Consider the following 19,886-nt stretch of genomic DNA (forward strand, 5'->3'; position numbering starts at 1 on the left):
TTTCGAGCACGGACCGTGAATCACCGGCGACTCCGCTGCCGAGCGATTGACTTTCGATAGTTTCCACGCGATTCTCGATCGCATGAACATCGACCGTGGGGCGACCGCCCTCCTCCGCGTCTTCCTCGTCGTGCTGTTCGGGCTCCTCGTCGTGTTCGAGACGATGTCCCTGCCCGGCCAGTTCCGCTACATGGCGGAGCAGAACCCCGACGACGCGTACCTGCGATGGCCGGCCACCTTCATCACCGTCTTCTGGGTCGTGTGCCTCCAGGTCGTCGTCGTCGCGACCTGGCGGCTGCTGACGCTGGTCAGCCGGGACCGGATCTTCACCGAGGCGTCGCTCGGCTGGGTGGACGCGATCGTCTGGGCCGTCGCCGCCGCGTGGGTCGTGCTGCTCGGCGTGCTCGGCTGGGTGGGGTTCCGTGCGGACGACCCCGGGATGCCGCTCGTGCTGTTCCTCGCCTCCGTCGTCGTGGCGGTCGTCGGCCTGGTCCTCCTCGTGATGCGTGCGCTGCTGCGTCAGGCCACCGCGCTCCGGACCGACCTGGACGCGGTGATCTGATGCCGATCGTCGTCCGCATCGACGTCGAGCTGGCCCGCCGCAAGATGAGCGTCGGGGAGTTCGCGGAGCGGGTCGGGCTCACCCCGGCCAACGTCGCGGTCCTGAAGAACGGCCGCGCCAAGGCGGTGCGGTTCAGCACCCTGGAGGCGATGTGCCGGGTGCTCGAGTGCCAGCCCGGCGACCTGCTGGAGTGGGTCGAGGACGGGTCCGCTGGCGAGCAGGACGGGACCGGGTTCTGATGGCGGCATGAGCACCGCCGAGCCCTTCATGCCGCATCCCGACCACGACGAGACGATCGCCGCCGCCGACCCCGGCCCAGGCGCGCCCGACACCGCGCCGGGCTTCGGCGTCGGCGGCGAGGAGCCGGACGGCACCGACGACGACGACGGCGACTGACGCCGTCAGGCGCGCTCGACGGCCACCAGCACGTGGGTGCCGCCGTCGAGTGCGCCGGGCTCGGCGCACGCGGCGACCTCGTGCTCGAGGAACCGGGCCCACCGGCCCGCGTCCGCCTCGAGCGCGGCGAGCGCCGCGGGGTCGCCCAGCGACGCCCAGTGGCTGGCGCTGGCCGCGACCACCCTGCCTCCGGCGGCGGCGGCGAGGTCCCGCACCTCGGACGACCGGAACATCCGGCACACGTGCGCCGCGCCCGGGACGTGCCGCAGGTCGCCGGTCGTCAGCACGCGGTCGTTCACGTCCTCGCCGACCTGCTCCGCGAGGGCGACGACGCCCGGGAGGCCGCTGCGCCACGTGCCGAGCGTCGACATGACCGACGCGACGACGACCCCACCGGGCCGGGTGACGCGCAGCAGCCCGCGCAGCGCCGCCTCGGCGTCCTCGAAGGCGTACGAGAGCGGCCCGCCGTACGCGACGACCGCGTCGAACACCCCGTCCGCATACCGGCTGACGTCGCAGACGTCGAGCAGCTCCCGGCGTTCCACGGCGGACTCCTCCGGCGTGGGCCCGACGTGCCGACGGTGCAGGTCGAGCTGCACCGGCGAGACGTCCGTGACCACGACCGAGGCACCGATCCGCGCCAGCTCGGTCGTGAAGACGCCGGGCCCGGCACCGACCTCGAGCACGCGGTCGCCCGCGCGGACCTGGCGCGCGAGGAACCGCCGGTGCACCTCGAGGCTCGACCGTCCCGCAGGGTCGCCGGTCAGGCGGTCGCGCTCGGCCGCGCCGAACCGGTCGTAGTAGTCGCGCACGGCCGCGCGGTCGTCCGCCGTCATGGAGGCGAGTGTGCCGCAACCTGCTGCGCTACGGTCGGCGCATGTCGTTCCAGGCGTACCTCGACGCGATCGAGACGAAGACCGGGCTCACGCCCCGCCAGCTCGTGGACCAGGCGACGGCGAAGGGCTTCGACGACCCGGCGGTGAAGGCCGGGACCATCGTGGCGTGGCTCGCCGAGGACTACGGCCTCGGCCGCGGGCACGCGATGGCGCTCGTCCACGTGATCAAGAACGGTCCGACCATCGGGACCAAGCACGTGGGCTCCACGGGCGCCCACCGCGACGAGTCCGACACCCTGTGGCTCGACGGGCAGGCGACGAAGCCGAGCTGACGCCCCGCCCGGTGGCGGGGTCCCCGCCGTCGGGGCACGGTGGGGCGGGACGGCTGCAGCGCAGCGGCCGGGCGAGCAGCCCGCAGGAGGACCCGTGCCCGCGCAGGACCCCACCACCCGTCCCGACCCGACCCGCGTCCTGGTGACCGGGGCCGACTCCGGCATCGGCAAGGCGTGCGCCGTCCGGCTCGCCCGCCCCGGCGGGCACGTCGCGATCACCTGGCACGAGGACGAGGACGGCGCCGCGCGGACGGCCGCGGAGGTGCGCGGGCGCGGCGCCGAGCCGCACGTCGCGCGCCTCGACCTCTCCGACCCCACCACCGCGCCGCCGGTCGTGGACGAGCTCGTCGGCGCCATGGGTGGCCTCGACGCCGTCGTGCTGGCCGCCGGGACCGGGACCGCCACCCCGCTGCTCGACCTGGACTACGCCACGTGGCGGCACGTGCTGTCGGTGGACCTCGACGGCGCGTTCCTGTGCCTGCAGCGCTCGGCGCGCCACCTGGTCGACGGCGGCCGGGGCGGCAGCATCGTGGCGATCACGAGCGTGCACGAGCACGCCCCGCGGGTCGGCGCCGCACCGTACTGCGCGGCCAAGGGCGGCCTCGGCCTGCTGGTCAAGGTGGCGGCCCTCGAGCTCGCCGAGCACGGCATCACGGTGAACGCCGTCGCGCCCGGCGAGATCGCCACGCCCATGACCGGGCAGGAGGACGAGACGGTGCTCCACGGCCACGAGCGACCCGGGGTGCCGCTGCGCCGGCCGGGTGACGCGCGCGAGATCGCCGCCGTGGTCGAGCTGCTGTGCTCCCCCGACGGCGGCTACACGACCGGCGCCTCGTGGCCGGTCGACGGCGGGATGCTCACGATGGGCCCGATGGCCGGCTCGCACCTCCAGGAGGACGACTGGCGCCGGCCCTGAGCCCGCAGGGGCCCGCCGGGGCCCGCGGGGCCGTCGCCGCCCCGCGGGCCGCGTCGGGTCGTCCGGCCCGCGCCAGGTGACGCCGTGCCCGCTCTCGACCCCCTGCGGGCTCAGCGCAGCAGCAGCGCGCGCACCACCGCCACGACCTCCCCCGGCACCGACTCCGCCATGAAGTGGCCACCGGTCGTCGTCCGTGCCACGAGATCGTCGGACCACGACCGCCACACGGCCGCGGAGTCGTAGCCGAGCACCGCGCCCCAGTCCTGCTGCAGCACCGCGACCGGCATCCGCAGGCGGTTCCCGGCGTCGCGGTCGGCCCGGTCGTGCACGAGGTCGACGCCGGCCAGCGCCCGGTAGTCGGCCACGATCGACGGCACGGCCGCGGCGCTCGCCGCGAGGTAGGCCGCCCGCACCTCGGCCGGGATCGCCGCGCTGCCGCCGCCCCAGGCGTCGAGGAAGTACCCGAAGAACGCGTCGGCCGAGGCCGCGATCAGCTGCTCGGGCAGGCCCGGCGGCTGGGCCATCAGGTACAGGTGGAACGCGACCGCGGCGTCGACGCCGTGCAGCACGGCCCAGGTGTCGAGCGTCGGCACGACGTCGAGGAACCCGGCGTGCGTCACGACGTCCGGGTGGTCGAGCGCGGCGCGGAACGCCACGTGCGCGCCGCGGTCGTGCCCGACGACGGCGAACCGGTCGTGGCCGAGCGCCCGGGCGAGCGTGACCACGTCGGCCGCCATCGTCCGCTTGCTGTACACGTCGGGGCCGTCCTCGGCGGGCTTGTCGGACGCGCCGTAGCCGCGCAGGTCGGGGCAGATCACGGTGTGCTCGCCGGCGAGCTCCCGCGCGACGTGCCGCCACATCAGGTGGGTCTGCGGGAAGCCGTGCAGGAGCACGACCGGGCTGCCGCTCCCGCCGACCGCGACGTGCAGGGCGACGCCGTCGGCGACGGGGACGCGGTGCTGGGCGAAGCCCTCGATCTGTGGTGCCATGTGGTCCATCCCTCTCGTGTGGTGCGGGACCGCCAGCGTGCCGGGGGCGGATGAGCAGCGGATGAGCAGCCGGAGCAGGCCGGCGCGACGGGACGGAGGGGGCGCGGGTGACGGTCACGGTCGGCGTGCTCGGCCCCGTGGCCGCGTGGTCCCCCGACGGCGAGCCGCTGGCGCTGCGCGGTCCGCGGCACCGGGCGGTCCTCGCCCGGCTGGTCGCCGCGCGGGGGCGCACGGTCGGGGTGCGGGTGCTCGCCGACGACCTGTGGGAGGTGCCGCCGGGCGACGCCGTCGGAGCCCTGCGCACCTTCGTCGCCGCGCTGCGGCGGGCGCTCGAGCCGGACCGCCCGCCCCGGGCGCCGGCACGGGTGCTGGTCACGGACGGGACGGGGTACGCGCTGCGGCTGCCGCCCGGCGCGGTGGACGCGGAGCGGTTCACGGAGGCGGTCGAGGCCGCCCGCACGCTCCCGCCGTCGGCGGTGCCGGACGCGCTGGGCGCGGCCCTGTCCTGGTGGCGCGGGGACGCCTACGCGGACCTCGGCGACGCGCCGTGGGCCGGTCCGGAGCGCGCCCGGCTGACCGAGCTGCGGCTGCAGGCCGCCGAGCTGCGCGCCGGCGCCCTCGTCGCGACCGGCCGCGCCCCGGAGGCCGTCCCCGACCTGGAGGTGCACGTCGCGGCGCACCCGTGGCGCGAGGAGGGCTGGCGGCTGCTGGCGCTCGCCCTGTACCGGGCCGACCGGCAGGGTGACGCGCTCGCGGTGCTGCGCGCGGCGCAGGAGCGGCTGGTCGAGGACCTCGGGGTCGATCCCGGCCGGGGCCTGCGGGACCTGGAGCAGCAGGTGCTCCGGCAGGAGGACCCGGCACCCGGCGGCACCACCGGCCCCTCGGCGGCGGGGCCGTGGGCGGACGCCGCCGCGGCGTACGAGCGCGCTGCCCCCGGCGCGACCCGTGCCCGGTTGCAGTCCGCCGTCGACGTGCTGCGCCGCCTGGCGGTCACGGGCGGGGCCGGGCTCGCCGCCGCGCGCGACCAGCGGCTGGCGACCATCCGGGCCGTCGAGCAGCAGGGCGACCCGCTGCTGGCGGCCCGGGTGATCGGCGCCTACGACGTGCCGGGCGTGTGGGCACGGTCCGACGACCCCGCGCAGGCCGGCGCCGTCGTCGCAGCCGCCGAACGCGCGCTGACCGCCCTCGGTCCCGACGGCCCGCCGCCGCTGCGCGCCCGGCTGCTGGCCACCGTGGCGGTCGAGCACCGCGGCACCGCCGACCCGCGCGCGCAGCACGCCGCCGCGGAGGCCGAGCGGATCGCCCGCTCGCTCGGCGACCCGGCGCTCCTGGTGTTCGCGCTGAACGGGACGCTGATGCAGACCTTCCACCGGGCCGGGCTCGCCGCCGCGCGGGACGCGGTCGGCGCCGAGCTGGTGGCGGTCGCGCACCGGCACGGCCTCGTGACCGCGGAGATCCTCGGGCACCTGGCCCGCGTGCAGGCGCGGGCGGGGATCGGGGACCTGCTCGCCGCGGACCGGCACGCCGCGGCCGCGGACGCGCTCGGCGCGCGGGACGAGTCACCGCTCGTCGGCGCGTTCACCGGCTGGTACGCGGCGCTGCGGCTCGCGCTGCAGGGCGGCGCCGCACCCCACGTGGCCGCCGCGTACCGGGCCGCGGACGCGCGCCTGGAGGGCGCCGGGATGCCGGGTGTCCGGGACGGCCTGCTGCCGCTGGCGCTGCTGGCCCTGGACGTGCGGGACGGCCGCCCCGCCCGGCACGCGCCCGAGGCCGGCTGGGGCCCGTACGACCCGTGGACGCGCCCGCACGTCCTGCTCGCGCGCGGCGACCGCACCGGTGCGGCGCGCGCCCTGCGCGACCTGCCCGACCCGGCGCACGACCACCTCCAGGAGGCGCTCTGGGCGCTCGCCGCGCAGGCGGCCGTCGTCCTGGGCGACCGGGACGTCGCGGCGCGTGCCCTGGCGGCCCTGGCGCCCGCGGCAGGCGAGGACGCCGGGGCCGCGAGCGGCATGCTCACGGTCGGCCCGGTGCACCGCCACGTGGCGACGCTGACGGCGTTCCTCGCCACCTGACGAGGCCGGCCCCGCGACGCTCAGCAGGACAGACGCGCCCCCGGCCAGCAGACTGCCTGCGTGCGGACGATCGGTGTGGAAGAAGAGTTCCTGCTCGTCTCGGAGGACGGCTCGCCGCGTGCGGTGGCCGCGGCGGTGCTGCAGCACGCCTCCTCCCAGGACGGCGACGACGACCCCGACCGCCCCGGCGGGTCGCTGGAGAAGGAGTTCACCCAGGAGCAGATCGAGACCTCCACCCACCCGTGCGAGGACCTCCCGTCGCTGCTCGAGGAGCTGCGCGCGGGCCGGTACCGCGCGGACACCTCGGCGCAGCACGCCGGGGCCCGGATCGCGGCGCTCGGGACGTCGCCCCGCGACGTGGAGCCGACCGTGGTGATCAACCGCCGGGCCCAGGACATCGCCGAGGCGTTCGCGCAGACCGCGCGGGACCAGCTGACCTGCGGCTGCCACGTGCACGTCGAGGTGGCGGACGACGACGAGGGCGTCCGGGTGGTCGACCACCTGCGGCGCTGGAACCCGGTGCTGCTCGCGCTCAGCGCGAACAGCCCGTTCTGGCGGGGTGACGACTCGGGCTACCAGAGCTTCCGGTCGCAGGTGTGGGGCCGCTGGCCGACCGCGGGCGCCACGGCACCGTTCGGTGACGCCGCCACCTACCGGAGCACCGTGGAGGCACTGGTCGAGAGCGGCACGATCCTCGACACCGGGATGGTCTACTTCGACGCCCGGCTGTCCGCCCGCTACCCCACGGTGGAGGTGCGGGTGGCGGACGTGTGCCTCGACCCCGAGGACGCCGTGCTGCTCGCCGCCCTGGTCCGCGGGCTCGCGGAGACCGCCGTCGGGGCAGCCGTCGACCTCGGCCCGGAGCCGCGCGCCGAGGAGGTGCGCGTCGCGGGCTGGCGCGCCGCCCGCTCGGGCCTGACGGGTGATCTGGTCAGCCCGCTGTCCGGGCGGCCCGTGCCTGCGGCCGCCGCCGTCGACGAGCTGGTCCGGCACGTCTCCCCCGCGCTCGAGGCGGCCGGTGACCTGCCGTGGGTGCGGGAGCACCTGGCCACGCTGCTCGAGCGCGGGAACGGCGCCCAGCAGCAGCGCCGGTGGCGGCACGAGGGCGCCGACGACGCCGAGCTGGTGCGCCGGGCGGTCCGCAGCACGCTCGCCTGACGACGCCCCCGACGGGCGTTCACCGGACCTTCACGCCAGACTGGAACACAGAAGGGTCATCGGACGTTGTGCCCCTCGGTAAGCAACACGTCTGTACGTCAAGGCACGGAGGTCCCTGATGTCGAACCGGTCCCTGCGCGGTATGCGCATCGGGTCCCACAGCATGGAGACGGACGAGGGCGTCGACTTCGCCCCGCGTCTCCAGGCCTACTACGACTGCCCCAACGGGCACACGATCATCCTGCCGTTCTCGGTCGAGGCCGACGTGCCGGTGGTGTGGGAGTGCCGCTGCGGTGAGGAGGCGCTCCTGCGGGACGCGTCCAAGCCGGAGCCGAAGGCGACCAAGCCGCCGCGCACGCACTGGGACATGCTCCTGGAGCGCCGCACGATCAAGGAGCTCGAGGACCTGCTCGACGAGCGCCTCGACCTGCTGCGTGCCGGGAAGCTGCGTCGCAGCGCCTGACGGCCTGATCGCCCGCACGGGCCTCGCACCTCGCGGTGCGGGGCCCGTCGTCGTCCCCGGGGGTTCCGCGGCGAGAGGCGCGGGTCGTGCCGAGGTCGGCGCCCTGGACGCGGGTCAGCGACCGGTGGCGCGGCGCAGGAGCCCGCGCGCCTGGCGGAGGCGCTCGTGCGCGCCCCAGACGGTGACCCGGACCAGCGCCTCGACGACGATGCCCCGGCTCATCTTGGACCGGCCCTCGGCTCGCTCGACGAAGGTGATCGGCACCTCGACGACGCGGCCGCCGGCCCGCAGGACCCGCCACGCCATGTCGATCTGGAAGCAGTACCCCTGGGACGCGACGGTGTCGAGCGGGAGCCCGGCCAGCGCACCGGCGCGGTAGGCGCGGAACCCCGCGGTCGCGTCCCGCACGTCCAGGCCCATCGCGAGCCACGCGTAGACGTTGGCGCCGCGGGACAGCAGCTGGCGGTGCAGCGGCCAGTTCACGACCCGGCCGCCCCGCACCCAGCGGGAGCCGATCACCAGGTCGGCGTCGGGCACCCGGGCGAGCAGGCGGGGCAGGTCCTCGGCGCGGTGCGAGCCGTCGGCGTCCATCTCGACCACCGTGTCGTACCCGCGGTCGAGGGCCCAGCGGAACCCGGCGACGTACGCGGTGCCGAGCCCCTGCTTGCCGGCGCGGTGCAGCACGTGGACCGCCTGCCGGTCCCCCGCCGCCGCGTCGGCGGCAGCGAGCTGCTCGGCGATCTCCCCCGTGCCGTCCGGGGAGGAGTCGTCGACCACGAGCACGTCCGCGTCGGGCACGTGCCGGCGCAGGGCGGCCAGGGCGCGCGGGAGGCTCTCGCGCTCGTCGTAGGTGGGGACGACGACGAGCACGTGCCCGGCAGCGCCCGGGTGGTGGCCGGCCTCCGTCATGCCGCGCCCTCCGGCCGGTCGGCGCGGCGCACCCGGCGGGCGCCCGCGGCACCCGCCACGGTCATGACCAGCGCCAGCGCACCGACGACGCCGCTCGGCCAGGCCCCGAGCTGCGCGGCCGGCGTGAGCGACTGCCGCAGCGGCAGACGTGCCACGAGCTGCTCGGCGGTGAACAGGTCCGTGTCCTGCGCGACCGTGCCGTTCGGGGAGATCACCGCGCTGACGCCGACGGTGCTCACCTGGACGGTGGCGCGGCCGAGCTCGACCGCCCGGAACCGCGACATCGCCAGCTGCTGGGTCGACTCCGGGGAGAACCCGAACGAGGCGTTGTTGGTCTGCACGACGAGCACCTCGGCACCCTCGCGGACCGCCTCGCGCACGATCCCGTCGTAGGCGACCTCGAAGCAGATGACGTCGCCGATCTGCACCGTCCGGCCGAGCCGCGCGGACTCCAGCGGGACCACTCCGGGCTCCGTGCCCGCGATCATGTCGTGCTGCACCAGGTCGACGGCCGACGAGAACGGCCGGACCAGCTCGCGCAGCGGGATGTACTCGGCGAACGGCGCCGGGCGCTGCTTGGAGTAGCGCGCCACGGGGCCGACCCCCGGCTCCCAGAGCAGCGACGTGTTGTAGCGCCCGCCGCTCTCCGGGTACTCGATCGTGCCGATCAGCAGCGGTGCGCCGACGGCCTGCGCGGCGGCGTCGATGTCCGCGGCGGCGGACGCGTCGACCTGCGGGTCGATGTCGGTGCCGTTCTCGGGCCAGAGGACCACGTCGAGGTCGCCGGGCTGCACCTGGTCGAGCAGCGCGTACGTCCCGGCCAGGTGGTTGTCGAGCACCTCGCGGCGCTGGTCGAACGCGTGCAGCCCCGGCTCGGACACGTTGCCCTGGACCGCGCCGACCGTGAGCGTGCCGTCCTCCGCGCGCGTGCCCATCGGGACCAGCAGGCCGACGACGACCAGCCCGACGGTGAGCCCCACCCGGCCGAGCAGCGGCAGCAGCGCGAACCGCCGCGCGGCGAGCCAGGCCAGCGCGAGCGCGACGCCCGCCGCGACGACCACCCCGGAGACCAGCGGCGCGCCGCCGAGCCGCGCGATCGCGAGCACCGGGGAGTCGGCCTGCGAGAACGCCAGCCGCCCCCACGGGAAGCCGCCGAACGGCCACCGCGACCGCAGCTCCTCGACGGCGACCCACAGCACGACGAACACCACCAGCTGCAACGACGCCCGGCGCCACACGGCCTCGCCACGGCGGGCCCACGACCACGCGGCGCCGAACAGCGCGACGAATCCCGCCTCGGCGACCGACAGCGCGAGCCACGGCACGACTCCGACGGCGTCGTCCGCCCACGTCAGGAGCGGCACGAAGAACGCGAGACCCCACAGCAGGCCGAGGAGCGCGTTCCAGCGCGCGCTGTCGCGCCGCATCGCGAGGAACAGCAGCGCCATCCCGGGGGCGGCGGCGTACCACCAGCCGAGGTCGGGGAAGGCGGACCAGGTCAGGAGCCCGCCGAGCACCGCCAGGAGCGCGCTCCACCAGCGGGAGGGGTCACGGGGCGGCACCGCGCCAGGGTACGGCACCGACCTGTCCGGTCCGTGCCGGCACGGCGTCCCCGGCCCTGCCCGACCGGGTCGGAGCCGACCGACCGGCCCGCGTGTCCTTCGTACCGCACGACACCGCCGAGGCGGTGCCCGTTCTCTACTGAACACGCGGGCCAGGTCGGAGCCCGAGGTGGTCCTCGGCGGTCCGCCCCGAGGGGCTCCGCCGCCCGGCGTCGCCGCCGCACCACCTCGCAGAACCTATCGAAACGTCCGGGGGTGTCAAGGGCGCCGGGACGCCTGCCGCGAGCGTCGGCGCAGGTCGCGCAGCGCGGCGGCGCCTGCCCGAAAAGTCCGGATGGCGACATGGGCTCGGCGTGTCGTCCGGCGTGTCGATCAGGGCTCCGAGGCGGCGGCGCAGCCACCGCCCGGGTGAACGCCCGCACCGGACGGACCAGGCGATTCACCCGTCCGCGCGACGACTCGGCACCTCGGCGCCGGAAAGCGCTTCCGGTCAGCCGAGGGCGTCGTGGAGCACGACCCCGGACCGGACCGGTCCGCAGGCACTCCGGCGCCGGGTCGTCCTCGCGCAGGGCCGGCAGCCCTCCGGGTCCCGGCTCGGCCACCCGCCACACCGCCAGGTGCGCGGGGGCACCGACCGCGAGCGACCCCGCCGTGCCGTCCCCCGCCGCCGCCCACCCACCCCGGGTGTGCGCGTCGACCGCCGCCGCGACCGGCAGCCGCTGGTCCCGGGTCCGGTGCCGCCCGGCCGCACGGCCCGCGCCCCAGGGGTCGAACGGCGTGCCGGGGCTGTCCGAGCCGAACGCGAGCGGCACCCCCGCCGCGCGCAGATCCGCCAGCGGGTGCAGCGACGCCGCCCGCCCGCGCCCCAGCCGGGCCGCGTACATGCCCGCGTCCCCGCCCCACGCCGCGTCGAACGCCGGCTGCACGGAGGCGGTGATCCCGAGCAGCACCAGCGAGGCCAGCGCGGGCGCGTCGAGCATCGAGGCGTGCTCGATCCGGTGCCGGGAGCTCCGGACGGCGTCGACGCCCTCGACCTCCGCGGCCACGCGGAAGCCCAGGAGCGCCTCGTCCAGCGCGCGGTCGCCGATGACGTGGAAGGCGGCCTGCAGCCCGGCGCGGGTCACCGCGGCGACGTGGTTGCTCACCTGCTCGGCGGTCAGCGCCAGGTGCCCCGCGAGCCCGGTGGACCCGGTCGGCAGGTCCACGTAGGGCGCCCGCAGCGCGGCGGTGCGGCTCCCGAGCGACCCGTCGACGGCGAGGTCGCCGCCGACGCCCGCCAGGCCCGGCAGCGCCGCCGCGACCTCCCGGGCGTCGTCCGCGGTCTCGCACAGCTCCGCCCGGTACCCCACCACGAGCGGCAGCGCGGAGGCCGGGTCCGCGGTGCGCGCGAGCAGCCCGGCGAGCCCGGCGCGGGTGTCGTTCTGCGGGGCGCTCTGCTCGTGCAGCGCCACGACGCCCGCGCGTGCGGCCGCCGTGAGCGCGGACCGGTCCAGCTCGCCACGGCGCGCGTCGCCGACGTCGCGCACCGCGGCACGGGCCGCCGCGTGCGCCTCCCCCGTCACCCGGCCGTCGGCGCGCCAGCCCGGCAGCCCGACCAGCCCGACGACCTCCGCGAACGACGTCGACACGACCGCGGAGTGCAGGTCGACCCGGCCGAGGTACACCGGCGCCCCGCCCGCGGCGGCGTCGAGGTCGGCGCGCGTCGGCGCCGGGTCGCCGCGCCACGCGTGCTCGTCCCAGCCCCAGCCGGCGAGCGGCCCGCCCTCCACCGCCAGCCGGCGCCCCGCCGGCCCGTCCACGGCCGCGCGCACCGCGGTGAGCGCGTCCTCGAGGCTCGGGCAGGACGACAGGTCGAGGCCGTCCAGCCGGAGCGCGGTGTCCAGGACGTGCGCGTGGGCGTCGACGAAGCCCGGGGTGACGAGCGCACCGTCCAGCCGCACGACGTCGTCCGCCCCGTCCGCGAGGCCGTCGGCCTCGTCCTCGCCGCCGAGCCAGGCGATCACCCCGTCGACGACCAGCAGGGCGGTGGGTCCGGGCTCCGGCACGCCGGAGGTGGCGGTCGCGAGGACGGCAGGCGTCACCAGCGCGCCGCCCCGGTACAGGGTGGTGCTCACGTCACGCACCCTAACCAGGGGCGATGCAGTCGGCCCGTCGTCGGATCGGGCCGGGTGACGTCAGGTGCCCGCGTAGGCCACCACGCCGCGGCGGACCGCGCCGACCGCCTTGCGCGCCGTCTCCCGCACCTTCGCCTCGGGAGCGGCCTTGGCGACCTGGTCGAGCACGTCGACGACCTGCTTGCACCAGCGCACGAAGTCGCCGGCCGCGATGTCCGCGTCCCGCAGCACGGCGTCCAGGCTGCGACCCGCGGCCCACTTGTGCACGGGGCTCACCAGGCCGAGGTCGAGCGGCTGCGTCGACTCCAGCCGGTGCGCGACCTCGAGGTCGTCCAGCTCCGACCAGATCCGGGTGGTCGCCTCGAGCGCGACGCCGAGCCGGCCCGCCGGCCCGCCCGGCACCGCCGGGTTCCGGTCCCGGTCGTCCCGCCGCGCCGAGTACACGACCGCCGACACCGCGGCGGCCAGGCCGGGCACGTCCAGGTCGTCCCACGCGCCGCGCCGCAGGCACTCGGCCAGCAGCAGGTCGTTCTCGGCGTAGATCCGGCGCAACCAGCGGCCGTCGTCGGTGACGCGGGTCCCGCCGTCGTCGTCCGGACCGAGGTACCCGAGCCGGACCAGCACGTCGCAGATCCGGTCGAACACGAGGGCGATCGACCCGGTCCGCCCCTCGATGCGCCGCACCAGCGACCGGTGCTCGCCCTCCAGCCGCTGCCAGCGCTCGGCCCAGCGGGCGTGCTCCTCGCGGTCCGGGCACTGGTGGCACGGGTGCGCGCGCAGCTCGCGGCGCAGCCGGGCGATGGCCTCGTCCTCGTCGGCCGCGACGACGGCGCGCCCGCGCCGGCCGGGGGGCGCGGCCCCGTCGATGCGTCCCGACGACAGCTCGGTGCGCAGCGCGGCCGCCAGGTCCCGCCGCGACGACGCGGCGCGCGCCGAGAAGCCGTTCGGCACCCGCAGGTGGCCGAGGGTCCGCACGCCGTCGCCGACCTCCTGCACCGACAGCCGCCGGACCTCGCGCTCGGTCGTCAGCACCAGCGGGCGCGCGCCCTCGAACCCGCCGGCCGTCCCGGCGTCCACCACGACGGCGTGCGTCGCACGCCGCCCGCTCGGCACCGCGATCACGTCGCCGACCTGCAGGCCCTGCAGGCTGCGGGCCGCCGCCTCGCGCCGGGCCGCGGTGCTCGCGCGGTGCACGCCGCGCTCCCGGTCGCCCAGCTCCTTGCGCAGCGACCAGTACTCGCGGAAGTCCCCGAGGTGGCACGTCATCGCCTCGGCGTAGCCCTCCAGCGCCTCGGCGTGGCCCTGGGCCTGCCGGGCCAGCCCGACGACGCCCCGGTCCGCCTGGAACTGGGCGAACGACGTCTCCAGCACCTCGCGGGCGCGCACCCGGCCGACCTGGGCCACCAGGTTGACCGCCATGTTGTAGGTCGGCCGGAACGCCGACCGCAGCGGGTAGAGCCGCTTCGACGCCAGGCCCGCCAGCGCCATCGGGTCCAGGTCGCCGCGGCCCAGCACCACGGCGTGCCCCTCGGTGTCGATGCCGCGGCGGCCCGCGCGGCCGGTCAGCTGCGTGTACTCCCCCGGCGTCATGTCGACGTGGTGCGAGCCGTCCCACTTGACCAGCTTCTCCAGCACCACGGACCGCGCGGGCATGTTGATGCCGAGCGCGAGCGTCTCGGTGGCGAAGACCACCTTGACCAGACCGCGGGCGAACGCCTCCTCGACCGTCTCCTTGAAGGCCGGCAGCATGCCCGCGTGGTGCGCGGCGACCCCGCGCACCAGCGCGTCGACGAACCCCCAGTAGCCGACGACGTCGAGGTCCTCGGACGGGATCGACGCGCAGCGCGTCTCCGCGATCTGCCGGATCTCGGCGGCCTCGGCCGGGGTCGTCAGACGCAGCCCGCCCGCGAGGCACTGCGACACCGCGGCGTCGCACCCGGCCCGGCTGAAGATGAACACGATCGCCGGCAGCAGCCCGGCCTCGTCCAGGACGTCGATCATCACCGGCCGCGGCACGGGTCGCGGGCCACCGCCCGGCCCGCGGACCCCGCGGTCGCCGGACCCGCGCCGCCCGCGGTGCGGGCCGTCGCCCGACCGGTCGGCGCGGCGCAGCAGGTGCGCGAGCTCGGGGTTGATCGGCGGGTTCGCGCCCGGCGCCGTCGGGTCGACGTGGCCGGCGTACAGGTCCAGCAGGTCGTCCCGGACCAGCACGTGCTGGCCCAGCGGCACGGGGCGGTGCTCGCTCACCACGACCGCCGTGTCCCCGCGGACCGTGCGCAGCCAGTCGCCGAACTCCTCGGCGTTCGACACGGTGGCGGACAGCGACACCAGCTGCACGTCGTCCGGCAGGTGGATGATCACCTCCTCCCACACCGGGCCGCGGAAGCGGTCGGCCAGGTAGTGCACCTCGTCCATCACGACGTACCCGAGGCCGTCGAGCGTGCTCGAGCCCGCGTACAGCATGTTGCGCAGCACCTCGGTGGTCATCACGACCACGGGCGCCTCGCCGTTCTGGGTGGTGTCGCCCGTCAGCAGGCCGACCTGGCCCGCCCCGTACCGCCGCACCAGATCGGTGTACTTCTGGTTCGAGAGCGCCTTGATCGGCGTCGTGTAGAACGCCTTGCGGCCCGTGGCGAGCGCGAGGTGCACCGCGAACTCGCCCACCACCGTCTTCCCGGCGCCGGTCGGGGCGGCGACGAGCACACCGCTGCCGTGCTCCACCGCCTCGCAGGCCTCGACCTGGAAGTCGTCGAGCGGGAAGTCCATCAGCTTCCGGAACTGCGCGAGCTCGGTGCGCTCGGCCTGGGCCCGCCGCCGGGCGGCGGCGTACCGCTCGGCCGGGGAGAGCTCGGTGTCGTCGCCGGGACGGGGAGTGCTGCGTCGTGCCACGCGTCCACCCTAGGTCGGCAGCGGCGCCAGCACCCGGACAGCGCGCGGGTGCACCTCCGCGACGAGCGGCAGCGGGCCGATCCGCTCACCGTCGGCGTGCGCCTCCGGCGGGGTCCCGCCCAGGTGCGGCGCCGGCTCGACCAGCACCTTCCGGCTGCGGATGACCTGGACCTGCGGGTGGCGCAGGTGCCGGCCGCGGTACATGCCGGGGAAGATCCGGACCACGCCCGCCCGGGTGAACGGACCCGCCACCACCACGTCCAGCAGCCCGTCGTCCAGCCGCGCGTCGGGCGCGACGTGGATCCCGCCGCCGATCCACGGCCCGTTCGCGACCACCACCACCGTCCCCGCCGACTCCCAGACCCCGTCGTCCGTGGTCAGCCGGTACCCGTAGGGCCGGAACGCCCGGAGCTCCGGCACCAGCGCCCGGACGTACCGGGCGGAGCCGCGCGGCCAGGACAGGGCGTTGGCCCGGGCGTTCACCGCCGCGTCGATGCCGCAGGACAGCGCGCCGAGGTACCACTCGCGGGCCGAGTGCGCCGGCGACCCGACCTGCACCGCGTCGATCGCCCGCGGGCCGACCAGCAGCGCGCGCTCCAGCGCGTCCACCGAGGCGGCGACGTCCCCGCGGGGCAGACCGAGCGCCCGGGCCACGTCGTTGCCCGTGCCGCCCGCGACGATGCCGAGCGGCAGGTCCGTGTCCGCGACGACGTTCGCGCCGAGGTGGACCAGCCCGTCGCCGCCGACCACGACGAGCGCGTCCAGCCCCGTGACGGCGGCGCGGCGCGCGTGCGCCGTCGCCTGCAGCAGGTCGTGGGCCGTGAGGTCCTCGACCCCGTGCCCGCGCCGGCGCAGCGCGTCCAGCACCGCCGCGCCCACGCCCGATCCGCGTCCCTTGCCGGCCACGGGGTTCACGACGACCCCGAGGCGGCTCACCGGGCGAGCGTCCCGTCGGCGGTGCCCGGGCTGGTGCCGCTGCTCGTGCCGCCGCCGGTGCCGGGCTGCTCCGTGCCGGGCTGCTCCGTGCCGGGCTGCTCCGTGCCGCCCGCCGCCGCGAGCCGCTTGTCGACCCGCCGGTCGTGCAGCACGCAGACCCCCAGCGCCGCGAAGTAGAGCGCGCAGATCGGCAGGGCCATCACGATCATCGTGATCGCGTCCGGCGTCGGCGTCATCACCGCCGCGAACACGAACGCCAGGAGCACCGCCCAGCGCCAGCCCTTCGCCCACGTGCTCGCGCGGACCAGGCCCACCAGGTTGATGCAGACCATGATCACCGGGAGCACGAACGCCAGGCCGAACGCGAGCACGAACCGCATGACGAAGCTCAGGTACGACTGCGCGTCGATGAAGTTCGACGCCCCCTCGGGCGTGAAGTCGGTCAGGACCTTCACCGCCGTCGGCAGCGTCCACGCGGCCAGCGCCGAGCCCGCCAGGAACAGCGGCACCGCCGCGCCCAGGAACCCGACCGCCGAGCGCTTCTCCCGACGGGTCAGACCTGGCGTGATGAACGCCCAGAGCTGGTAGAGCCACCACGGGCTCGTGACGAACACGGCGAGGAACAGCGAGACCTTGATCTGCATGTCGAAGGCGCTCGCCAGGCCGGCGAAGTTCACCGACACGCGGCCGTCGCGCCCTGCCGCCGAGTCCAGCAGCGGCTGCTGCAGCAGCTCGAACACGGGCTCGTAGAGGAACCAGCCGGCCACGGCGCCGACCACCAGCCCCACGGCCGCGAGGAACAACCGCTTGCGGAGCTCGAGCAGGTGCTCCCGCAGCGGCATCCGACCGTCCGGGTCGGTCCGCCTGGTGCGTGCCACGGATCAGGCGGTGGGGGTGGAGCTGCCGCTCGCCGGGGGCTGGTGGCTCGTGCCGGGCGTCTCCAGCGGCGGTGCGGGAGAGGCCGACGGCGTGGGGTCCACCACCGGGCCGGTCGCGAGCGGGGGCGCCGGCTGCGCCGTCGGCGGCGGGGTCGGCGTCGTGCGGGGCTCGTCGTCGGCGAGGTCCTTGACCTCGCGCTTGAAGATGCGCAGGGACTCGCCGACGCTGCGGGCGAGGTCGGGGAGGCGACGCGCCCCGAACAGCAGCAGGATCACGACAAGCAGGACGACGATGTGCCAAGGCTTGAGGGCGTTCATGACGATCCTGTCGAACGGAGAAGGATGAACTTCTCGATCCTATCCGGACGGGGGCGTCACCTGGCCGCACCCGGCCGCACCTCGTGGCGCGTCTGCGCGTCCGGCCGGGTCCGGACCGCTCAGCGGCTGTAGGCGCGCCAGCCCTCGCGGGTCCGGCGGTCGCGCTCGTGCCGGGCCGCGCGGCGCACGCGGGCCTCGGCGCGCAGGGCCGCCCACCGGGAGCGGGCGTCGTCGGGCTCCGGGAGCAGCACCGCCTCCCGCGCGGCACGTGCCGCGCGCTCCGCCTCCTGCGCCTGCTCGGCCAGCGTCGAGGCGTGCTCCGCGAGCCGCCCCAGCACCTCGGACGCCTCGTGCAGCTCCGCGACCAGCGCCCGGAACTTCCGCCAGAGCGCGCGCCCGAGCAGGAACGCGCCGACGAGGGTGCCGACCACCAGCACCGACCACACGACCACCCAGACCATCGCGCCAACCTATCCCGTCGCGCCGGGGCGGTGGTCGTCGGGGCCGGCCGGGCCCGCAGCAGGGTCGGCAGCGCGACCGGGCTCCTCGGCACGCGCCGGCGACGCGAGCGCCCCGTACGCGGCGAGGGCGGCGCGCGCCCGCTCGGCGACGTCGTGCGCCACGTCCGGGGGCCGCACGTCGATGACCTCGTCGGCCGCCTGCAGCAGCAGGCTGCGCAGGAAGGCGCGCTGCGCGACGCGGACGTCGACCTCGAAGGAGCCGTCGGGCAGGTTGCGGACACCCTCGACGGGGACGGTCTCCGCGACCCAGCGGCCGGTGCTGCGCAGGTGCAGCGTCACGACGGCGCCCGTGGGGTCCGGCCGGAACTCGGCCGTCGCGCCCCGGCCCGCGCCGGGGTGCTGCTCCGCCGGCACGTCGAGCACCTCGGCCGTCAGCACCCGGTCGAGCCGGAACAGCCGCTCGTCCCCCGCCCGCAGGCACCAGGCCTGGAGGTAGGAGCGCTCGTCGCTCGTGGTCAGCCGCAGCGGGTCGACGTCCCGCTCGCTCGTCACGTCGGACGCGTTCACGTAGCGGATCCGCAGCCGTCGCCCGTCGGCCAGCGCGGTGCGGACCGCGGCCACCACGTCCGGTCGGCCGTCGACCGCGAGCCGGACGTCGACCGCGTTGGCCGCCTCCCCCGTCGCCGCGGTGAGCTTGCCCAGCGTCGAGCGCAGCACCTCCGCGTGCTCCGGGTCCAGGGTCGGTCCCAGGTCGCCGACCATCGCCGTCAGCGCGGCCAGCAGCGTCACGGCCTCGCGGGTGCCCAGGCGCAGGGGGCGGGTCATGCCGCGCGCCTCGGTCAGGCGGATCTCGCCGCGGTCGTAGGAGTCGGCGTCGAAGTCGATGAGGTCGTGCGGGTAGTAGCCCGGGGTGCCGCTCATCCAGAGCGTGTCGACGTCCGCCATCACCTGGGACGGCGTCACGCCGAAGTGCTCGGCCAGCTGCTCGACGGACACGCCGTCGTTCCGGTCGAGGTAGCCGATCATCCCCAGCAGGCGCAGCAGCCGCTCGCTCGCGCGCTCAGCCATCGTGCTCCCCCTGCCCGTCGAGGTCCGCCGCCACGCGCAGCAGCCCGAGCACCGCGTCCCGCAGCTCCGGCGGGTCCGCCACCAGCACCGCCTCGCCGTAGCCGGCGACCTCCTCGGCCAGCTCCCACGTCGCCCGGTACGGCACGCGCACCAGGTCCCGGTCCGCGACCGCGGCACGCAGCACGGGGCTCGCGCCGTCGGGCAGCGCGGCCGCCTCGCCCCGGGCGCGCAGGGCCTCGGCGCGCTCGGCGCGCAGGGCCAGCACCGCCGTCCGCTCCTGCCCGGCGTCCCAGGACCGCAGCGCCGCCGCGGTCTGCTCGGGCGTCGGCGCGTCGAACGCGCCGTCCGGCCCGACCGCCTTCACGCGGCCCTCGATCCGGCTCAGCCGGAACGACCGCGTACCGCCGCGGTCCGTGTCGTAGCCCACCAGGAACCAGCCGCCGCGCCGGGCGACGAGCCGCCACGGCTCCACCTGCCGCTCGCGCACCTCACCGGTGCTCGCCGCGCGGTAGGTGAACCGCACCCGGCGTCGCGCCTGCACGGCGTCCAGCAGCGGCGGGAACGCGTCGCCGCCCGCCCGGACCCGGGGCGCGAGGCCCGCCGCGAGGTCGCTCGACCCGGCACCGGCACCGACGGCGCGCAGCTTGGTCAGGGCGCGCGAGGTGTCGGCCCGCACCGAGCGGTCCTGCCAGAACTCGGCCGCCAGCGACAGCGCGCCGAGCTCCGCCGACGTGAGCTCCAGCGGCGGCAGTGCGTAGGCGTCCTGGTCGATCCGGTAGCCGATGTCGTCGCCGTGGCCGGCCGCGGTCACCGTCGCCACGGGGATGCCCAGGTCGCGCAGGGTGTCCTTGTCGCGCTCGAACATGCGCTCGAACGACTCGTCCGACGGGGCGTCGCCGTAGCCCGCGACGGTGCGGCGGATCTGCTCCTTCGTCATGCGGCCGGGCGTGTGCACCAGGGCGATGACGAGGTTGAGCAGCCGCTCGGCGGGGTGGATCTGTTCGGGCATCGGGCTAACCGTAGTGGC

General features: G+C 76.5%; 20 protein-coding genes. 8 read left to right on the forward strand and 12 right to left on the reverse strand.

Going from position 1 to position 19,886, the window contains the following annotated elements; translation table 11 throughout:
* Window positions 1–82 precede the first annotated feature (82 nt).
* The 3 genes from ACWPWW_RS02410 to ACWPWW_RS02420 are packed head-to-tail and all read left to right on the forward strand — an operon-like array spanning window position 83 to window position 958.
* Window positions 83–562: a DUF2975 domain-containing protein gene (locus ACWPWW_RS02410; RefSeq protein WP_454048749.1), complete on the forward strand. Its 480-nt coding sequence runs from the start codon at window positions 83–85 to the stop codon at window positions 560–562.
* Window positions 562–801, forward strand: coding sequence for a helix-turn-helix domain-containing protein (locus tag ACWPWW_RS02415; protein ID WP_454048750.1), 240 nt, complete (start codon window positions 562–564; stop codon window positions 799–801). Before ACWPWW_RS02410 ends, ACWPWW_RS02415 begins: the two co-directional genes overlap by 1 nt.
* A 7-nt stretch (window positions 802–808) precedes the next feature.
* Window positions 809–958, forward strand: a complete 150-nt coding sequence (locus tag ACWPWW_RS02420; protein ID WP_454048751.1) for a hypothetical protein — start codon at window positions 809–811, stop codon at window positions 956–958.
* Window positions 959–963: 5 nt separating this feature from the next.
* Here ACWPWW_RS02420 and ACWPWW_RS02425 read toward each other — a convergent pair whose 3' ends face one another.
* On the reverse strand, window positions 964–1,794 hold the full coding sequence (locus tag ACWPWW_RS02425; RefSeq protein WP_454048752.1) for a class I SAM-dependent methyltransferase: 831 nt from the start codon (window positions 1,792–1,794) through the stop codon (window positions 964–966).
* 41 nt (window positions 1,795–1,835) lie between these two features.
* Between ACWPWW_RS02425 and ACWPWW_RS02430 the strand changes: the two genes are divergently transcribed.
* Complete coding sequence (locus ACWPWW_RS02430) at window positions 1,836–2,126, forward strand: DUF4287 domain-containing protein (RefSeq protein WP_454048753.1); 291 nt, start codon at window positions 1,836–1,838, stop codon at window positions 2,124–2,126.
* Between the two features lie 94 nt (window positions 2,127–2,220).
* Complete coding sequence (locus ACWPWW_RS02435; RefSeq protein ID WP_454048754.1) at window positions 2,221–3,042, forward strand: SDR family oxidoreductase; 822 nt, start codon at window positions 2,221–2,223, stop codon at window positions 3,040–3,042.
* Window positions 3,043–3,152: 110 nt separating this feature from the next.
* On the opposite strand, the gene ACWPWW_RS02440 is transcribed toward ACWPWW_RS02435, so the two are convergent.
* Window positions 3,153–4,031 carry an alpha/beta fold hydrolase gene (locus tag ACWPWW_RS02440; RefSeq protein ID WP_454048755.1) on the reverse strand — a complete coding sequence of 293 codons (879 nt, stop codon included), beginning with the start codon at window positions 4,029–4,031 and terminating at the stop codon, window positions 3,153–3,155.
* Window positions 4,032–4,138: 107 nt separating this feature from the next.
* Here ACWPWW_RS02440 and ACWPWW_RS02445 point away from each other — a divergent pair, with 107 nt between their 5' ends.
* From ACWPWW_RS02445 to ACWPWW_RS02455, 3 genes are all read left to right on the forward strand, one after another.
* Window positions 4,139–6,103, forward strand: a complete 1,965-nt coding sequence (locus ACWPWW_RS02445) for an AfsR/SARP family transcriptional regulator (protein WP_454048756.1) — start codon at window positions 4,139–4,141, stop codon at window positions 6,101–6,103.
* Between the two features lie 60 nt (window positions 6,104–6,163).
* Window positions 6,164–7,261, forward strand: coding sequence for a carboxylate-amine ligase (locus ACWPWW_RS02450; protein WP_454048757.1), 1,098 nt, complete (start codon window positions 6,164–6,166; stop codon window positions 7,259–7,261).
* A 118-nt stretch (window positions 7,262–7,379) separates the two neighbouring features.
* Window positions 7,380–7,724 carry an RNA polymerase-binding protein RbpA gene (locus tag ACWPWW_RS02455; RefSeq protein ID WP_454048758.1) on the forward strand — a complete coding sequence of 115 codons (345 nt, stop codon included), beginning with the start codon at window positions 7,380–7,382 and terminating at the stop codon, window positions 7,722–7,724.
* Window positions 7,725–7,838: 114 nt separating this feature from the next.
* Here ACWPWW_RS02455 and ACWPWW_RS02460 read toward each other — a convergent pair whose 3' ends face one another.
* The 10 genes from ACWPWW_RS02460 to ACWPWW_RS02505 all read right to left on the reverse strand — a co-directional run bounded on the left by ACWPWW_RS02460 (window position 7,839) and on the right by ACWPWW_RS02505 (window position 19,868).
* Window positions 7,839–8,633 carry a polyprenol monophosphomannose synthase gene (locus ACWPWW_RS02460; RefSeq protein WP_454048759.1) on the reverse strand — a complete coding sequence of 265 codons (795 nt, stop codon included), beginning with the start codon at window positions 8,631–8,633 and terminating at the stop codon, window positions 7,839–7,841.
* Complete coding sequence (gene lnt, locus ACWPWW_RS02465) at window positions 8,630–10,195, reverse strand: apolipoprotein N-acyltransferase (RefSeq protein ID WP_454048760.1); 1,566 nt, start codon at window positions 10,193–10,195, stop codon at window positions 8,630–8,632. The genes ACWPWW_RS02460 and lnt overlap by 4 nt, the downstream gene beginning before the upstream one ends.
* Window positions 10,132–12,309: an amidohydrolase gene (locus tag ACWPWW_RS02470; RefSeq protein ID WP_454048761.1), complete on the reverse strand. Its 2,178-nt coding sequence runs from the start codon at window positions 12,307–12,309 to the stop codon at window positions 10,132–10,134. The genes lnt and ACWPWW_RS02470 overlap by 64 nt, the downstream gene beginning before the upstream one ends.
* 60 nt (window positions 12,310–12,369) lie before the next feature.
* A complete protein-coding gene (locus tag ACWPWW_RS02475; RefSeq protein WP_454048762.1) occupies window positions 12,370–15,198 on the reverse strand; it encodes a DEAD/DEAH box helicase in 2,829 nt (942 codons plus the stop codon).
* 9 nt (window positions 15,199–15,207) lie between these two features.
* Window positions 15,208–16,134 (reverse strand): diacylglycerol/lipid kinase family protein, encoded by a 927-nt coding sequence (locus ACWPWW_RS02480; RefSeq protein ID WP_454048763.1) that lies wholly within the window; start codon window positions 16,132–16,134, stop codon window positions 15,208–15,210.
* Window positions 16,131–16,976, reverse strand: coding sequence for a twin-arginine translocase subunit TatC (gene tatC, locus ACWPWW_RS02485; RefSeq protein WP_454050381.1), 846 nt, complete (start codon window positions 16,974–16,976; stop codon window positions 16,131–16,133). The genes ACWPWW_RS02480 and tatC overlap by 4 nt, the downstream gene beginning before the upstream one ends.
* 39 nt (window positions 16,977–17,015) lie before the next feature.
* Complete coding sequence (tatA, locus tag ACWPWW_RS02490) at window positions 17,016–17,330, reverse strand: Sec-independent protein translocase subunit TatA (RefSeq protein WP_454048764.1); 315 nt, start codon at window positions 17,328–17,330, stop codon at window positions 17,016–17,018.
* Window positions 17,331–17,449: 119 nt separating this feature from the next.
* Window positions 17,450–17,791 (reverse strand): hypothetical protein, encoded by a 342-nt coding sequence (locus ACWPWW_RS02495; protein WP_454048765.1) that lies wholly within the window; start codon window positions 17,789–17,791, stop codon window positions 17,450–17,452.
* Between the two features lie 9 nt (window positions 17,792–17,800).
* Window positions 17,801–18,859 carry a helix-turn-helix transcriptional regulator gene (locus tag ACWPWW_RS02500; protein ID WP_454048766.1) on the reverse strand — a complete coding sequence of 353 codons (1,059 nt, stop codon included), beginning with the start codon at window positions 18,857–18,859 and terminating at the stop codon, window positions 17,801–17,803.
* Window positions 18,852–19,868, reverse strand: a complete 1,017-nt coding sequence (locus ACWPWW_RS02505) for a helix-turn-helix transcriptional regulator (protein WP_454048767.1) — start codon at window positions 19,866–19,868, stop codon at window positions 18,852–18,854. The genes ACWPWW_RS02500 and ACWPWW_RS02505 overlap by 8 nt, the downstream gene beginning before the upstream one ends.
* Window positions 19,869–19,886: the final 18 nt, after the last annotated feature.

This window comes from Cellulomonas sp. Marseille-Q8402 (assembly GCF_965119525.1).

Bases quoted from the DNA above. Each gene is read 5' to 3' on its own strand.
- ACWPWW_RS02460 (WP_454048759.1), bottom strand. From the start codon at position 8,633: ATGACGGAGGCCGGCCACCACCCGGGCGCTGCCGGGCACGTGCTCGTC.
- ACWPWW_RS02430 (WP_454048753.1), top strand. From the start codon at position 1,836: ATGTCGTTCCAGGCGTACCTCGACGCGATCGAGACGAAGACCGGGCTC.
- ACWPWW_RS02505 (WP_454048767.1), bottom strand. From the start codon at position 19,868: ATGCCCGAACAGATCCACCCCGCCGAGCGGCTGCTCAACCTCGTCATC.
- ACWPWW_RS02500 (WP_454048766.1), bottom strand. From the start codon at position 18,859: ATGGCTGAGCGCGCGAGCGAGCGGCTGCTGCGCCTGCTGGGGATGATC.
- ACWPWW_RS02410 (WP_454048749.1), top strand. From the start codon at position 83: ATGAACATCGACCGTGGGGCGACCGCCCTCCTCCGCGTCTTCCTCGTC.
- tatC (WP_454050381.1), bottom strand. From the start codon at position 16,976: ATGCCGCTGCGGGAGCACCTGCTCGAGCTCCGCAAGCGGTTGTTCCTC.
- ACWPWW_RS02440 (WP_454048755.1), bottom strand. From the start codon at position 4,031: ATGGCACCACAGATCGAGGGCTTCGCCCAGCACCGCGTCCCCGTCGCC.
- tatA (WP_454048764.1), bottom strand. From the start codon at position 17,330: ATGAACGCCCTCAAGCCTTGGCACATCGTCGTCCTGCTTGTCGTGATC.
- ACWPWW_RS02415 (WP_454048750.1), top strand. From the start codon at position 562: ATGCCGATCGTCGTCCGCATCGACGTCGAGCTGGCCCGCCGCAAGATG.
- ACWPWW_RS02420 (WP_454048751.1), top strand. From the start codon at position 809: ATGAGCACCGCCGAGCCCTTCATGCCGCATCCCGACCACGACGAGACG.
- ACWPWW_RS02455 (WP_454048758.1), top strand. From the start codon at position 7,380: ATGTCGAACCGGTCCCTGCGCGGTATGCGCATCGGGTCCCACAGCATG.
- ACWPWW_RS02425 (WP_454048752.1), bottom strand. From the start codon at position 1,794: ATGACGGCGGACGACCGCGCGGCCGTGCGCGACTACTACGACCGGTTC.
- ACWPWW_RS02495 (WP_454048765.1), bottom strand. From the start codon at position 17,791: ATGGTCTGGGTGGTCGTGTGGTCGGTGCTGGTGGTCGGCACCCTCGTC.